Source organism: Bacillus sp. HMSC036E02, assembly GCF_001836235.1.
GTDB classification, from domain to species: domain Bacteria; phylum Bacillota; class Bacilli; order Bacillales; family Bacillaceae_G; genus Bacillus_A; species Bacillus_A cereus.
In genome coordinates this window covers 1-15,394 of the sequence record NZ_KV827874.1, presented here as the reverse complement: position 1 = coordinate 15,394, position 15,394 = coordinate 1, and the positions used below count along the sequence as shown (strand labels likewise).

The window sequence follows — 15,394 nt, the reverse complement described above, 5'->3', positions numbered from 1 at the left end:
GATGAAGAAAATACACATTCTAGCGCTTATCCCAGTTCTTTGTTTAGTAGTTGGGCCAATATTTGCGAATTCAGTTACTCCTTACGTATTAGGGATGCCATTTTTATTATTTTGGGTATTATTATCAGTGTTTATTACATCTTTTTGTATGGGGCTTGTGTACGTGTTTGATCCTGCTAATAAGGAGGATGTAAAATGACTGCATTACTTATCATTATTTTATTTTTGTTTCTCGCACTATTTTTAGGGATTCGGGCACAACATGGAAAAGATATGAATTTAGAGCAATGGTCAGTTGGGGGAAGAGGGTTTGGCACTATTTTTGTTTTTCTCCTTATGGCAGGTGAAATTTATACGACGTTTACATTTTTGGGAGGAAGTGGCTGGGCGTATAGTAAAGGAGCACCTACCTTTTATATTTTAGGCTATGGCGCTTTAGCTTATCTTTTATCGTATTTTTTATTGCCACCGATTTGGAAGTATGCGAAAGAGCATAACCTTGTTTCACAGTCGGATTTTTTTGCGAAGAAATATAGAAGTAAAGCGCTTGGGATTATTGTTTCAATTGTTGGTGTTGTTTCCATCATCCCATATCTTGTTTTACAGTTAAAAGGACTGGGAATTATCGTTTCAGAAGCTTCTTACGGAAGGGTGTCACCTGTTGTTGCGGTTTGGATTGGTGCTATTGTTATAACTATATATGTAATGGTTTCAGGTATACATGGTTCGGCTTGGACGGCCGCTTTGAAGGATATTATGATACTGTTTATCGTTATGTTTTTAGGTATATATTTACCGTATCATTATTATGGAGGATTTCAGCCGATGTTTGAGGCTGTAGAGGCAGCGAAACCGGGATTTTTATCTTTACCTGAAGAAGGAATGAGTATTTCTTGGTTTGTTTCTACTATTATATTAACGGCCCTCGGTTTCTATATGTGGCCTCATACATTTGCTTCTGCTTTTTCTGCAAAAAATGAAAAAGTATTTCGTAAAAATGCAGCAATTATGCCATTGTATTCTTTAGTTTTACTTTTCGTATTTTTTGCAGGATTTGCTGCTATATTACAGGTTCCGGGATTAAAAGGAGGGGATGTAGACCTTTCATTGTTCAGACTTGCTCTTCAAACGTTTGACCCTTGGTTTATTGGAATTATTGGTAGTGCGGGAGTATTAACGGCATTGGTTCCGGGTTCGATGCTTGTTATGGCGGCTTCTACATTGTTAGCGAAAAATATTTATCGAACGATAGTTCCAGCTGCTTCAGATAGACAAGTTGCTAAGATGGCAAAATTATTTGTGCCTGTAGTAACGCTCGTGGCAGTTTTATTTACATTTAAAGGAGGAGAAACGATAGGAGCGCTTCTATTAATGGGATACAGTATCGTTACACAACTTTTCCCTGCACTTGTATGTAGTTTGTTTCCACGTCAAATTATTACGAAGCAAGGAGCTATTGCAGGAATGGGAGTTGGGCTATTAGTGGTCGCATATATTACCTTATCTGGTTCAACTATAGCCACGATGTTTCCGAGTTTCCCGCAGTATATAAAAGATTTGAATGTAGGTATAGTCGCATTGCTAATTAATATAATTGTGATGTTTGGAGTCAGTGGATTTACAAAAGGTGTATTTATAAAGAAAAACACTATAATAGTGGAAAAGTAATTCGTTTATCCCGCATTAACAAGCAGTAAGACCCCCACCTCAAAATTCAGCGGAAGCAAAGAAGTTAGGTGGGGGCCCTGCTGCCTGTAAAAGCCCGATTGGTGAGGGTTGATTAAAGTTTTACTTTATTAGAGCTATCTTTGAAAAGAGATAGCTCTTTTTTGTATATATTTTCTTCAATTAGCGGAATCTAACTAAAAACTTGTTGAAAAGGAAGTTAGGTGGGGAAATTGTTAGAGCTTGAAGGTAACTTATTTGAAGTTATGAAAGAAATTAGGGATGAGTTAGGTTCACCTAATGATTTAACAATTAGAGAAGTTGCTCTTGCTGGGAGTTTTACACGTTGTGCGGTTGTATTTTTATGTGGGTTAACAGACAAGGATAATGTTTATAAATATGTAGTTCGTACTCTTCAATATGAAGAAGTGCAAAATGAAGCGGCTGTCGTTCAGACGTTATTGGATCGTTTTATTTCTATTGCGGAAGTGGGTAAGAAGACAACATTTCCGGATATTATAAATGCGATTTTAGCGGGAGATACAGTTATATTAATTGATAATATTCAAACCGCTATCATTATTAATAGTAGGGCTTGGGAGAAGCGAAGTTTAGAACCACCAGTGACAGAAGATTTAATACGTGGACCGAGAGTTGGATTAAATGAAGATATTAATGTGAATAAAATGTTAATCCGACGCAGCTTACGCGATCCAAAGTTGAGGTTCCAATCTTATATTATGGGGAAGCGATCGCAGAAAGAAGTAACCCTAGTATATATAGAAGATATTATTAATCCTCACATTGTAAAAGAGTTAGATCGCCGTCTTCAATCAATAGTGACAGATGTCGTTTTGGAAACAGGTACGATTGAACAATTAATTCAGGATAATAATTTATCCCCATTTCCACAGTTTTTGAATACAGAGAGGCCTGATAATATTATAGCCTCATTAGCGAAAGGGAAGGCGGCCATTTTAGTAGACGGATCCCCGTTTGCTCTTATTGCACCACTTGTGTTTGTTGATATTTTTCAATCTGTAGAAGATCATTACGAGCGCTGGGTGATTGGAACGTTATTAAGATTTTTACGTATGGGTTCAGGCATAATTGCGGTTTTGTTACCAGCTATGTATGTAGCACTTGTATCTTATCATCAAGGACTTATTCCTTCTAAACTGGCTTATTCAATTGCAGGTGCGAGGGAAGGTGTTCCGTTCCCAGCATATATTGAAACGTTAATGATGGCCTTGACTATGGAATTAATACGAGAAGCTGGAATCCGATTGCCCAAACCAATGGGACAAACGATAGGGATTGTAGGAGGTCTTGTAATTGGAGAAGCTGCGGTAAATGCAGGGATTGTAAATCCGTTTTTAGTTATTATTATTGCAGTTACTGCGATTGCTACGTTCTCGCTTCCTGTATATAGTATTACGATTACGTTCCGGATTTTACTTTTCGTCTTTGTATTAGCTGCAACTGCTTTTGGGTTGTATGGAATCATTCTAGCTCTGATTGCACTTGCTGTTCATATTACAAATTTAACAAGTGTTGGTATACCGTATACAACTCCAATTGCTCCTGCATTTTATAAAGATTGGAAAGAAGAATTTATTCGCATACCAAAAGCGATGTTGAAAGATAGACCGGAGTACTTACAAACAAAAGATTCTACAATACGTCCAAAGGAGCGAAAATAATTGAAACCATTTGAGTATGGCGATGAAGAGATTGGATCTCGGGAAATTGGGTTTGCGGTATCATCGACCATTATTGGTATAGGGGCATTGTCTATGCCAAGAGATATTGCTAACCAAACTTTATTTTCGGACGGTTGGATTATTTTGCTTTTGGGTGGATTGATCTGTGCAGTTTTAGGTTGGTTTGTGACGAGAGTGGCTATCTTATTTCCGAAACAAAATTTTGTTCAATATACGAGTGCGCATTTGACGAAGCCTGTTGCATACACAATTAGTAGCATTTTAGTATTAACGTTCGCTGCTTTGACAGCATATGAATCGCGAATGATTTCAGTTATTTCTCAAACGTATTTATTTAGTGATACACCAATACAACTACTGTCTTTCTTCTTTTTATTAGTTGTTATTTATGGAATAGCAGGATCAAGAGCAGCCTTATTAAGGTTAAATGTTTTATTCTTACCTATTGTTTTAATTGCGATAGTACTTCTTTCTTTATTAAATATAAATTTAATGGAAATAAATAATTTACTACCAGCTTTTCAAACGAAAGTAAGTCAATATGCTGTTGGAGTTAAAAATTCTATTTTTACGTTTATTGGATTTGAAGTAGCTTTATTTTATGCGGTGTTGCTGAATGATAAGACAGCGAAAAAAGCGCCAATGGCAGTCGCGAAAGCGGTGATGGTAAACGTGCTGTCATACATTTTAATTTATGTAACTTGTATTAGTGTTTTTACGTATATGACAACACGTGGATTGACATATCCAACAATTGAATTAGGGAAAGAAATTGAAATTGGTGGAGGATTTTTAGAAAGGTTTGATGCGATTTTTTTTACGACTTGGATTATTACTATTTATAACACTACAGCAATGTATTATGACGTTGCATCTTTATTGTTTTGTGCTATGTTTCCGAAAGTGAAGAAACAAATTTTTATTTTCATAAGTGCCCCTATTATTTTTATGGTGAATATGATACCTAGTAGTTTGAATGCTTTATCAAGTTATGGGACTTATTTAGCTTGGATAGATATGGGGTTTGTTGTGTTAGCACCTTTGCTCGTTTTAATTGTATATAAAATAAAAAGAAGGAATGGTGGAAATGAAACACCTTCTTAAAATTATAATGGTTATGGCTTTAACTGGATTTATGAGTGGGTGTTCTGAGTTAGAAGAGATAGAAGAAAGAGGATTTGTAGTAGGAGCGGCTTACGATATTGTGAAGGAGAAGAAAGCGAATCCAATTATGAAAGGGACCTATCAGATGGTACTCCCCAGTAAATTGTCTCAACAGGGTGGACAAGGGGGTGGGGATAGCGAAAATTATATTAATGTTAGTGCAAAAGCAGATAGTGTATTTGAACAAATAAGAATAATCGCCAAAAAAATTAGTCGTACATTATTTTTCCCTCATATACAGGTGATTATTTTCTCTGAAGAATTACTTTCACATCCATACATTTTACAAAATACGTTAGATGTATATATTCGCGATCATGAGATGAGAAGAAATATTCGTTTGTTCGTTTCTAATAAAAATGCCGAAGCTATTTTAAAACAAAGTGCCAAGCCTGAAAATTTACCGGCGCAGTATATTGATATGTTAGCTGAACACCCTCCGAAAAATGCCCAAATGATTGAGGCTGCAAGAATTGGTGAGGTGCAGGAAAAGATGATCTCTAACCGAAGTTTTGTATTACCTATTCTGGAACTAACAAAACAAGGAGTACAAATGAACGGTGCAGCATTGTTTCGTGGAAAGGATAATAAGTGTGTAGGCAATTTGAGTGGGGAAGAAACAGTAGGGATGAATTATATAATAGGTAAAAAAATTGGAGGTTTTTTTACCATCCGTAAAAAGAATCAACTTATTACATATGAAATTCATAAGTTACGTCGAAAAATTAAAGTATCCACAACGAATGCTACAAAACCAAAGTTTGATATTCATTTATCTCTGGAAGGCACATTGGCTGAGTTGCATTTTAGTGATCATAAAAAGGTTTTGAATGAAAAGCGTTTAGAGAAGGATATATCGGAAGAAATGGAGAAGCGTATTCAAAAATCAATTAAACTTGTTCAAAAAAAATATAAGGTAGATGTACTAGAGTTAGGGGAAGTGTATAAGCGACATAATTATAAAGAGTGGAAAAAGGTAAGTAAGAATTGGGATCAAGGCGAAAATTACTTTAGTAATGCTGAAATTACTGTTCATGTTCATCCAACAATTGAACATTCAGGTTCAGCTTTACCGAAAAGAGTGAAATAAGGTGATGAAAGTTGTTTACTGGATTAGGAATTAGTTGCACGATATTAATGGCAGTTCTTCCAGGAACTATATATTTTATTCATAAAAAACTCACAACGTATGGAGCACAGCCGTGGAATACTGATGTGCAAAAAAAGAAACCTGAATAATTTCAGGTTTCTTTCGTGCAAAGCATATGTGAAGGGGGATACCTTCTATGTATGCTTTGCTTTATACAAGCCCTAACCAATGTACCAATTGTGTAGAGAGGAATGTAACAACAATGGCGATAACGGTAGGGATTGCAAACGATAAGAATGTCCATTTTGCACTTTTTGTTTCTTTGTATATATTAACAAGTGTTGTTCCGCACGGGAAATGAAGAAGTGAGAACAACATTGTGTTTAACGCTGTTAACCAAGTCCAACCATTTTCTAGGAATAGATTTTTAATTTGATTAAAATCATCTATTTCAGTTAAAGCCCCAGTTGATAAGTAAGACATTAATAAAATTGGGATTACAATTTCATTAGCGGGTAGTCCAAGAATGAATGCAGCTAGAATAAACCCGTCAAGTCCTAACATTTTAGCAAATGGATCTAGGAAGTTTACAAAATACATAAGTAAGCTTGTGTCACCGATAAAAATGTTAGCAAGTAACCAAGTTAATGCAGCCGCAGGGGCAGCAACAACTATAGCTCGTTTTAAAACATAGATTGATTTATCGAGTGTTGCGCGAACAATTGTATTCCAAACTTTTGGCTTGCGGTACGGAGGTAACTCAAGTGTGTAGTGAGTTGGAACCCCTTTTAAGGCTGTTTTTGATAGTACCCAAGAAACGGTTAATGTCATAATAACACCAATTACAACCATTCCAACTACAACACCAGCAGTAACCAATGTTTGCATACTGCCTGTATAACCAGCAGCCATAAATAGTGAAGCCATTAAAATTAACATAGGCCAGCGACCGTTACAAGGAACGAAGTTGTTCGTTAAAATTGCTAGCATACGTTCACGTGGTGATTCAATGATACGTGTTGACATAATGGCTGCTGCATTACAACCAAATCCCATTGCCATTGTTAAAGATTGTTTCCCGTGTGCGCCGGATCGTTTGAATAAGCGGTCCATATTAAACGCGACACGTGGTAAGTATCCGTAGTTTTCTAATAGCGCGAACATGGGGAAAAAGATTGCCATAGGTGGTAACATAACGCTAATAACAGCACCGATACCACGGAACAAACCAAGTATTAAAATGCCATGTAACCATTCAGGTGCATGCGCTGCTTGGAACCAAGATGTTAAATATCCTTCGGCCCATCCGAAGAATTCGGCAATCATATCAGATGGTACGTTAGCGCCTGCAATTGTAAGATAAAAAATAATAGATAAAATACCGAGCATAATTGGGAATCCCCAGATTGGAGATGTGAAAATTTTATCTAGTTTTTCGGAACGATATAATTTATCAGTATTTGTATATTGGACAGATTCTTTACATATGCTTGCAGATGTTCGGTAAATATCTCCGACTATATCATCTCGTATATCTTCTTTTGAAAGTGTTTGTGCATGTTGAATAATATAGTCTAATGGAAGAGCTTTACTGGCTGAGTGAGATTCCATTAATTACGACCTCCCTTACAAGTGGTTCATTATGGTGTTTTTGAAGTGTAGTTAAGAAATTTTTATCTCCATCTAATATACGTAACGCAATCCAACGTGCTGGATACGTATCACCGAACACTTTATAAATTTGTGGTTCTAATTTCTGAATCATATTTTCGATTTTTTCGCTGTAAGTAATTTTAATTGGTGTTGGAATTAGTTTTTTATTTGCTACTCTTGCAATAACATTTAGCAAATGACCAATACCTACTCGGTTACGTGCTGAAATTTTAACGACAGGTACACCAAGTGATTTTGCTAATTTCTTTTCATCGATAACAATCCCTTTTTTCTCGGCTTCATCAATTAAGTTAATGCAAATGACTACATTATTTGTCATCTCCATCACCTGGAGTGCTAAATTTAAATTTCTTTCCATAGCAGTTGCGTCTATAACAACTACAGTTACTTCTGGTTTTTCAAATATAATATAATCCCTCGCTACTTCTTCGTCTGCGGAATTTGAGTATAGTGAGTAAGTTCCCGGTAAATCTATTAATGTATAATTACTTCCGTTATGTTCATATTCTCCTTCAGCTTTTAAAACAGTTTTTCCCGTCCAGTTTCCAGTATGTTGTTTTAAGCCTGTTAAAGTATTAAATAATGTACTTTTCCCTGTATTCGGGTTACCAGCTAAAGCGATACGATGTTTGCTCATCTGAAATCATCTCCTATTAATACCCCGAAAATAAGGGAGCTTTCTTCTTTACGCAGTGCAATAGTTGTGTTGCTCACTTGATAAGCGACCGGATCTCCAAGTGGACTGCGTTGCAATACTTTAATCGTCGCCCCTGGGATAAATCCCAAATCTAATAAGCGTCGTTTCATAGTTCCTTCTAATTGTATCTTCTCAATTTGTACAAACTCTCCTATTTTAAATTCGGAAAGTGGTTTTATATTAGCCGATGCCATAAAAGTTACCTCATCTCTATATTTTTAGTTTGAGTTTAAAAAGTTTCCTTAGGTAAACTTTTTGTTAGTAATATAGTAGACTACATTGGATGATGCTGTCAATTGGTACTTTAAAAATATTCATTTAATTTTAGAATTGTTCCAATTTATTTAGTTGTACTAAAAAATATTACTGAAATTCTTTTTTATGTGCATCAATTAGGCATGTAAAAGTTACAAAATACAGCGTAATTGTAAATGTAACTTTAATTAAAAGGGAAAAAGAGAGAAAAACATTTACATTGGATTTACATTGTTAAGAATAAATTTACATTACAGCTTAAATGGTGTGGATTTTGTTGGGTTCTTTAACTATAAATGTTGGGATTCCTAGTTTTTAAGGATTATTATCGTCATTTACTTAAAATTAAAAATTGCTTAACACTTACATAATATTATTGTCCTACAATGAATTTGTGTTCGAAAGAAGTAGACAAATGTGAAAAGTGATAATCCAAATGGGGGTACAAGACATGGTTATGAAAAAGGGTATTAAATTTTCTTTAGCAGCTTTAGTGGTAGCGGGTTCATTAGTGGGATGTGGAAAAGCAGAAGAGACATCAGGTAAAGATGCTAAAGGAAACGATAATGCAAAACAAGAATTGTCAGGTACGATAGCAGCTGCAGGCTCTACAGCACTTCAACCTCTTGCAGAGGAAGCCGGAAAGAAATTTATGGAGAAAAATTCAAACGTTTCTATTCAAGTGCAAGGTGGCGGTAGTGGAACTGGAATTAACCAAGTAGCTTCTGGTGCAGTCCAAATTGGTAACTCAGATGTTCCATCTGCAGATAAAATAAAAGATGCTAATAAGGCGAAAGAATTAGTAGATAACAAGGTAGCGGGTATTGCATTCGCACTTGTCGTAAATAAAGATGTAAAAGTTGATAACTTAACAGTACAACAAGTACAAGATATCTTCACTGGAAAAGTAACAAACTGGAAAGAAGTAGGCGGGAAAGATGAAAAAATCAACGTAATTAATCGTCCAGCTTCTTCTGGTACACGTGCTACATTTGAAAAAACAATTATGAAAGACGCGAAAATCAATGATGGAACTGGTACTACACAAGATTCTAACGGTGCAGTAGAACAAGCAATTAACTCTACTCCAGGTTCAGTAAGTTATTTAGCGATGTCTTACATGGTCGGCGAGAAAAAAGGTGCGCTACAAACAGTAAAAATTGATGGTGCTGAACCGAAAGTTGAAAACATTGCGTCTGGTAAATATCCATTTTGGTCTTACGAGTACATGGTAACAAAAGGTGAGGCAAAAGAAGCAACAAAAGCTTACATTGACTATGTAAAAGGTAAAGATTTTGAAAAGCAAGTAGAAGATATGGGTTATATTCCAATGTCTAAATTAAATAAGTAATAAAATTTATGGGGCTGGCTGCAAGGCCAGTCCTGTTCATTTCAATTTATGAAGTGGGGTCTGTCCTGTGATGAAGGGGAAAAAACAAATTAATTACGTAAAAAGTGAATATATAGGAAGATCACTTGTTACGTTTTGTGGTATTTTTATTGTTTTAATTACATTAGCTATTATTGCGTTTATTTGTGGTAAAGGTATTCAATCTTTTACACAAAGTGGTATCTCATTTACTGAGATGTTAACATCGACAAAATGGAATCCAAATGCTGATCAAGGATCCTTCGGGGCTTTAATTTTCATTGTAGGCTCAACGGTGGTTTCGTTAGGTGCGGTCATTATTAGTGCGCCAATTGCTATAGCTCTTGCTATATTCATGAATTTAATTTCGCCAAAGTTTGGAAATAAAGTATTGAAGCCTGTTTTAGAATTATTAGTTGGTATTCCCTCGGTTGTATACGGATTATTAGGGGTTACGATTTTAGTGCCACTATTACGTGATTCGTTTGGGGGAGTGGGCTTTAGTTTAATTGCGGGTATTGTTGTATTAAGTATTATGATTTTGCCAACTATTGCTAGTATAGCTTCTGATGCAATACGTTCTGTTCCATTTGATTATTTAGAAGCTTCTTATGGTCTAGGGTCAACGAAATGGCAAGCGATTAGCCGAGTAATTGTTCCTGCTGCGAAGAAAGGGATTTTAACAGGTGTTGTTTTAGGTTTAGCGCGTGCTTTTGGCGAAGCGCTAGCGGTTCAAATGGTAATCGGGAATACGATTAAATTACCAGAAGGAATATACAGTCCGACAGCGACGTTAACTGGTATTTTAACAATGGACATGACAAATACATTAAACGGAACTGCTTGGAACAATGCGCTATGGACTTTAGCGATGATTTTACTTGTTATTTCATTCCTGTTTATTTTAGTAATTCGAGCGATTGGGCAAAGAGGTGAGCGATAATAATGAATGCAAGAACGGTAAATAAAGTTTGGACAGGTATCTTTTATACGATTGCAGCTTTAGTTGTAGCTTTGCTAGTGTTCTTAGTGTTTGAGATTTTACAAAAGGGATGGGGTTTTTGGGATCCTAATTTCTTGTTTGGAGAACCAAGCAATACAAGAGCTGGTGGTGGGATTGGTCCGCAGTTATTCAATTCCTTCTATATGCTTGTTATAACGCTTATTATATCTATTCCTCTTGGATTAGGTGCTGGAATATATTTAGCAGAGTATGCAAAGCAAGGACGGTTTTTAAACTTTGTTCGTTTATGTATCGAGACAATGGCATCTTTACCTTCTATTGTTGTTGGTTTATTCGGTTTGTTAGTGTTTGTTACAATGACTGGTTGGGGATATACAGTAATGGGTGGTGCCCTTGCTTTAACTATTTTAAACTTACCGGGCTTAACGCGTGTTTGTGAAAATGCGATTTCAGAAGTTCCTTCTAATGTGAAAGAGGCAAGTCTTGGGCTAGGTGCAACGAAGTGGCAAACGATCACTCGTATTATTATTCCGTCGTCATTACCACAAATCATTACAGGTGTTATTTTAGCTGCGGGTCGTATATTTGGTGAAGCAGCGGCATTAATTTATACAGCGGGTTTAACATCTCCGATTTTAAATTCAGCAGCGGACTTCTCAAGTCCTGCTCATCCTTTAAATCCATTTAGACCAGCTGAAACGTTAGCGGTTCACATTTGGAAGTTAAATTCTGAAGGAATTATCCCGGATGCGAAGTTAATTGCGACAAAATCTGCAGCTGTATTAATTATTATGGTATTACTATTCAATGTTATTTCACGCTTAGTAGCATCTATATTACACAAGCGCTTTACAGGAACGAAAAGAAAAAGTAAAACGACGAAAAAGGTAAAAGCGGCATAAATTATAAAGAAGAACTCTCTACTTATAAATAGGGGGTTCTTTTGTATTTTAATTATAGAAGGAAAGGGCGTAACGATTGTTGAATTTGTGATTAATTATATAGACGAACAGATGTAATTTAGATTGTGGATTCTAGTGAATCTCTAGAACGGTATGCGGAAAAAATGATGGATTATATGAGTAGGTAGAGAAAAAGGGTTATCTTCATTCGTGAAGATAACCCTTTTCTTTTAAATATCAGGTGTTTCTGTAGAAGTGCTTATTTTTTTACGGGAGCGTCTTTTTCTCCCGATTTTATCTAATAGTTCATACATAACTGGAACAACTACTAATGTAAGAAGAGTTGAGACTGCCAAACCACCGATGACAACGACGGCTAAACTTTTTGATACCATACTCCCTGCTTGGGATTGGCCAAATAGAAGTGGGAGCATAGCAACGATTGTTGTAATAGCTGTCATAATAATTGGGCGTAGTCTAGTAGAACCTGCTTCAAGTAAGGCTTCTCTTGTTTCCATTCCGTGTTCCCGATTTTGTTGGACTCTTTCTATTAATACAATAGCGTTTGTAACAACAATCCCGATTAACATTAATGCGCCGATTAAGGAATTTACATCAACAGGTGTTCCTGAAATGATTAATCCTAAAATACCGCCGACAGCAGCTAACGGTAAAGAGAATAGGATTGCAAAAGGAGCACGTGCTTGCCCGAAGGTGATAACCATAATTAAATATACAATCCCTATTGCAATCCCCATAATTTTGAATAAATCTGTAAAATTCTCTTGCATAGATTCAGTAGCTCCTGCGATATTTACTTTTGCACCACTAGGTAAATCTAAGTCAGTTAGCGCTTTATTTACTGCTGTGTTTACTTTACTCAAATCTTCATTTGAAGCTTCGGCTGTAATTTGGATTGTTTCTTTTCCGTCTTTATGGAAAATTTCTGTTTGCGTTTGTTTTTCTGAAATAGTTGCGATGTCTTTTAAAGGTATTGGGCCATTAATAGGTGATAGTATGTTTGTATTTAAAATATCTTCTTGTTTATTAATGTTTTCTTTTTTGTGTTCTATCATAATAGTAGTTTTTTCATTATTAATTGTAATTTCGCCAATAGGTGATTTCTTCATAAGGAATGCTACTTGTTGCGCAGCTATTTCTGGTGTTAAACCTAGTTGTTCAGCCTTTGTTTGATCAATATGAATTTGCCATTCTTTCTTAGAGTCTTCTAAATTTGTTTTTACTTTAGAAAGATCATCCATGCTTTTTAGTTTTGTTTCAACGATAGTAGCCGCCTCTTTTAAATCCGCTTCGTTAGTAGCTGTTACGTTAAATTGTAAGTTATTGCCGCCGCCAGAGCTTGAATAACTTGTTTTTATATAATCAAGTTCAGCAGGCTCAAAAGTTTTATTTTCCTTTTTTAACTCTTTAATATATTGATCAATATCAGAACCTTTTTTAAAGACTACGAATATACTAGCGAGGTTATTTTTAGTTGTTTGCCCCCATTGTGCATCTTCTGCGCTAGATCCCATTCGTAAAATAACGTCTGTTATATCCGAATTAGAAAGTAATTTCTTTTCAAAATCAAATGCTTTTTGTTTTTGAGATTCAGCATTATAATCGGCTGGAAATGTCATGTTAATAGATAACATTGTGTCGTCTTCAGATTTTATGTTTGCTTTCGGTAGTAATATATAGGCCGCAATTGATCCTGCAAATAATAAAAATGAAGTAAGTAGAATAATGAATTTATGAGAAAGAGCCCACTTTAATGTAGCGACATATCGTGATGAAGAACTTGGCTTTCGATGCTTTGTTTTTTTGAGTAGTAAAAAAGCCATAAGTGGAACAACTGTTAGTGCAACGATTAAGGATGATAGTATAGAATATACAACTGCTAATACCATAGGTAACATTAATTTTCCGATTGCTCCTGATACGAGGCCGATAGGTAAAAAAACAGCGACCGTTGTTAAAGTAGAAGAAGTAATTGCGACTGCGACTTCTTTCGTTGCATCGAGAATGATATCTTTAGAGAAAGAATCTTTTTGTAAACGGCGGAAAATATTCTCGATGACAACGATACTATCATCGACGAGACGCCCAACCGCAACAGCTAAACCACCGAGGGTTAAAATGTTAAGCGTAATGTTAGATTGATGTAGTAAAAAGAGTGTTAATAAAATAGATAATGGAATACTGACAACAGCGATGAGTGTTGTTCGGAAGTTACGTAAAAAGATTAAGATAATTAGAGTTGCAGCGATTGCTCCAAGTATTACTTCTTTTCCCATGCTAGTAACAGCATTTTCAACTTGTTCATGGGTTGAAGCCAAAAGCTTAATAGAAAATTGATCTTTATATTCCTTATCTATCTCTTTAACTTTTTTATCAATCTCTTTTCCAATGGCAACTGCATTTTTACTCGGTTCTTTCATGATGATTAATCCTGTGCCTTCTTCTCCGTTTATATGTGAAATTGTATCGTAGTGTTGTTTAATTTCAATTTGAGCAATGTCTTGCAATTTCACTTGGGGTGCCACAGTGATGTTTTTAATGTCATTTACATTTTTTATGTCCCCAATGACGCGGAGGTTGTATTCTTCCTGATTAACAGTAATTGCCCCAGCTGGAGTAGAAGTTTCTTTTCCTTGTAAAACAGTTAGTACCTGCTGTGATGTTACGTTTTTGTTTTTTAATTGGTTCGGATCAAGTACGATAGATAATTCAGAGGTGGATTTTCCGAAAAACATAACGTTGGCAACACCATCAATGTTTTCGAGTTGTGGTACGATTTCTTTTTCAATTTGTTTTTCATCTGCTTTTGAAAAAACGTTTTGTTTCTGGATAGTAATTTGAGCGAGTGGAATCATAGAAGTGTTTAATTGACTAACTACGGGCTTGGTTACATCTTTAGGTAATTTAATTGTATTGACGGCTTTTTCGACTTCGCGTGCTGCATCTTTCATGTTTGCTTTTGATGTATACGTAATGTCGATACGTGATAATCCCTCGTATGTAGAAGAAGTAATGGTGTCGACGTGTTCTAAATTGCGAAATTGTTTTTCGAGAGGATCAGTTACATCCTTTGTCATCGTTTCAGCGTCGAGTCCTTGAGATAAGGTTGTGACGGTAATTGCCGGATTGTCGATACTTGGTAAAAATTCCATAGGTAATTTAGAGCCGGAATAAACACCGAGTATGGAAATGAGAAAGATCATGATGATAATGGCAGCTCGGTTTTTTAATGAAAACTTTGTTAACCTATCCATAAAATAATTCCTCCATTGGTTTATTTATAGTTGAGTGCGTCCTTTCTTACTATATAACAAAAAATGGATATTTTTCATTAATTAAATGTAAAAAAATTCTAACAATTCCCTTAAGTTTATATTAGGATTGGAATGTTGTTAATTTGTAGGGGGGAATTTTCGAATGAGAAGGAAGGGGATAATGCGCGCGAGTGGCTGTTTAATGTAGATGGGATTTTTTCTTACGGCTAATTTGTATAGTTATTTTATAGAAGGATAATTATTATAAACCTTAATATAGAAGAGAATGAAAATTTGGGAAGGTATTGTGAAATTCAATTTAGTTGAATGAAGTGTAGTAATATACAATCAGAATAACTATTTTTAGTGGAGAGGATAATAGTTATTTCTATAGAAGAAAGTAGGGTAGATAATTTTTTTATATTTTTATAAAAAAACACTTGTTATTTAAAAATTGTGATGGTATATTAATAAACGTCGCTGATGCGGAAACGCAGAAAACGACAAAAAAGAAATTTTAAAACTTAGTTGACATCGAAAAATGAAGATGTTAATATGATGAAGTCGCTTCTGAAGTGGCGGACAAGTTCTTTGAAAACTGAACGAAACAAACAA

The 15,394-nt window shown here is 35.4% G+C and carries 13 protein-coding genes; 9 read left to right on the top strand and 4 right to left on the bottom strand.

Translation table 11 applies throughout. The features are described 5' to 3' along the window. The first annotated feature begins 1 nt into the window (after position 1). The 6 genes from HMPREF2590_RS25155 to HMPREF2590_RS30515 all read left to right on the top strand — a co-directional run bounded on the left by HMPREF2590_RS25155 (position 2) and on the right by HMPREF2590_RS30515 (position 5,792). The gene (locus HMPREF2590_RS25155; RefSeq protein WP_000719833.1) at positions 2–199 is read left to right on the top strand and encodes a DUF3311 domain-containing protein; all 198 of its coding nucleotides are present in this window, start codon (positions 2–4) and stop codon (positions 197–199) included. Next, a complete protein-coding gene (locus HMPREF2590_RS25150; protein ID WP_000125933.1) occupies positions 196–1,668 on the top strand; it encodes a sodium:solute symporter family protein in 1,473 nt (490 codons plus the stop codon). The genes HMPREF2590_RS25155 and HMPREF2590_RS25150 overlap by 4 nt, the downstream gene beginning before the upstream one ends. A 221-nt stretch (positions 1,669–1,889) precedes the next feature. Continuing rightward, positions 1,890–3,368, top strand: a complete 1,479-nt coding sequence (gerLA, locus tag HMPREF2590_RS25145) for a spore germination protein GerLA (protein WP_002004436.1) — start codon at positions 1,890–1,892, stop codon at positions 3,366–3,368. Further along, a complete protein-coding gene (gerLB, locus tag HMPREF2590_RS25140; RefSeq protein ID WP_000802007.1) occupies positions 3,369–4,493 on the top strand; it encodes a spore germination protein GerLB in 1,125 nt (374 codons plus the stop codon). Beyond that, the gene (gene gerLC / locus HMPREF2590_RS25135; RefSeq protein WP_000681631.1) at positions 4,477–5,643 is read left to right on the top strand and encodes a spore germination protein GerLC; all 1,167 of its coding nucleotides are present in this window, start codon (positions 4,477–4,479) and stop codon (positions 5,641–5,643) included. The genes gerLB and gerLC overlap by 17 nt, the downstream gene beginning before the upstream one ends. Positions 5,644–5,654: 11 nt before the next feature. Next, positions 5,655–5,792, top strand: a complete 138-nt coding sequence (locus HMPREF2590_RS30515; protein WP_000493997.1) for a hypothetical protein — start codon at positions 5,655–5,657, stop codon at positions 5,790–5,792. A 61-nt stretch (positions 5,793–5,853) separates the two neighbouring features. Here HMPREF2590_RS30515 and HMPREF2590_RS25125 read toward each other — a convergent pair whose 3' ends face one another. The 3 genes from HMPREF2590_RS25125 to HMPREF2590_RS25115 are packed head-to-tail and all read right to left on the bottom strand — an operon-like array spanning position 5,854 to position 8,208. Next, positions 5,854–7,254, bottom strand: a complete 1,401-nt coding sequence (locus HMPREF2590_RS25125; RefSeq protein WP_000443602.1) for a nucleoside recognition domain-containing protein — start codon at positions 7,252–7,254, stop codon at positions 5,854–5,856. Next, positions 7,232–7,954: a FeoB small GTPase domain-containing protein gene (locus HMPREF2590_RS25120; protein WP_000033870.1), complete on the bottom strand. Its 723-nt coding sequence runs from the start codon at positions 7,952–7,954 to the stop codon at positions 7,232–7,234. The genes HMPREF2590_RS25125 and HMPREF2590_RS25120 overlap by 23 nt, the downstream gene beginning before the upstream one ends. After that, positions 7,951–8,208, bottom strand: a complete 258-nt coding sequence (locus tag HMPREF2590_RS25115) for a FeoA family protein (protein WP_000135405.1) — start codon at positions 8,206–8,208, stop codon at positions 7,951–7,953. Before HMPREF2590_RS25115 ends, HMPREF2590_RS25120 begins: the two co-directional genes overlap by 4 nt. A 512-nt stretch (positions 8,209–8,720) precedes the next feature. Between HMPREF2590_RS25115 and HMPREF2590_RS25110 the strand changes: the two genes are divergently transcribed. From HMPREF2590_RS25110 to pstA, 3 genes are all read left to right on the top strand, one after another. Next, complete coding sequence (locus HMPREF2590_RS25110; protein WP_000245116.1) at positions 8,721–9,620, top strand: phosphate ABC transporter substrate-binding protein PstS; 900 nt, start codon at positions 8,721–8,723, stop codon at positions 9,618–9,620. A 70-nt stretch (positions 9,621–9,690) separates the two neighbouring features. Further along, on the top strand, positions 9,691–10,581 hold the full coding sequence (gene pstC / locus HMPREF2590_RS25105; RefSeq protein ID WP_000676676.1) for a phosphate ABC transporter permease subunit PstC: 891 nt from the start codon (positions 9,691–9,693) through the stop codon (positions 10,579–10,581). 2 nt (positions 10,582–10,583) lie between these two features. Further along, a complete protein-coding gene (gene pstA, locus HMPREF2590_RS25100) occupies positions 10,584–11,504 on the top strand; it encodes a phosphate ABC transporter permease PstA (protein WP_000994155.1) in 921 nt (306 codons plus the stop codon). A gap of 230 nt (positions 11,505–11,734) precedes the next feature. Here the strand turns inward: pstA and HMPREF2590_RS25095 are convergent, their stop codons facing one another. Next, positions 11,735–14,779, bottom strand: coding sequence for an efflux RND transporter permease subunit (locus tag HMPREF2590_RS25095; RefSeq protein ID WP_050821630.1), 3,045 nt, complete (start codon positions 14,777–14,779; stop codon positions 11,735–11,737). Positions 14,780–15,394: the final 615 nt, after the last annotated feature.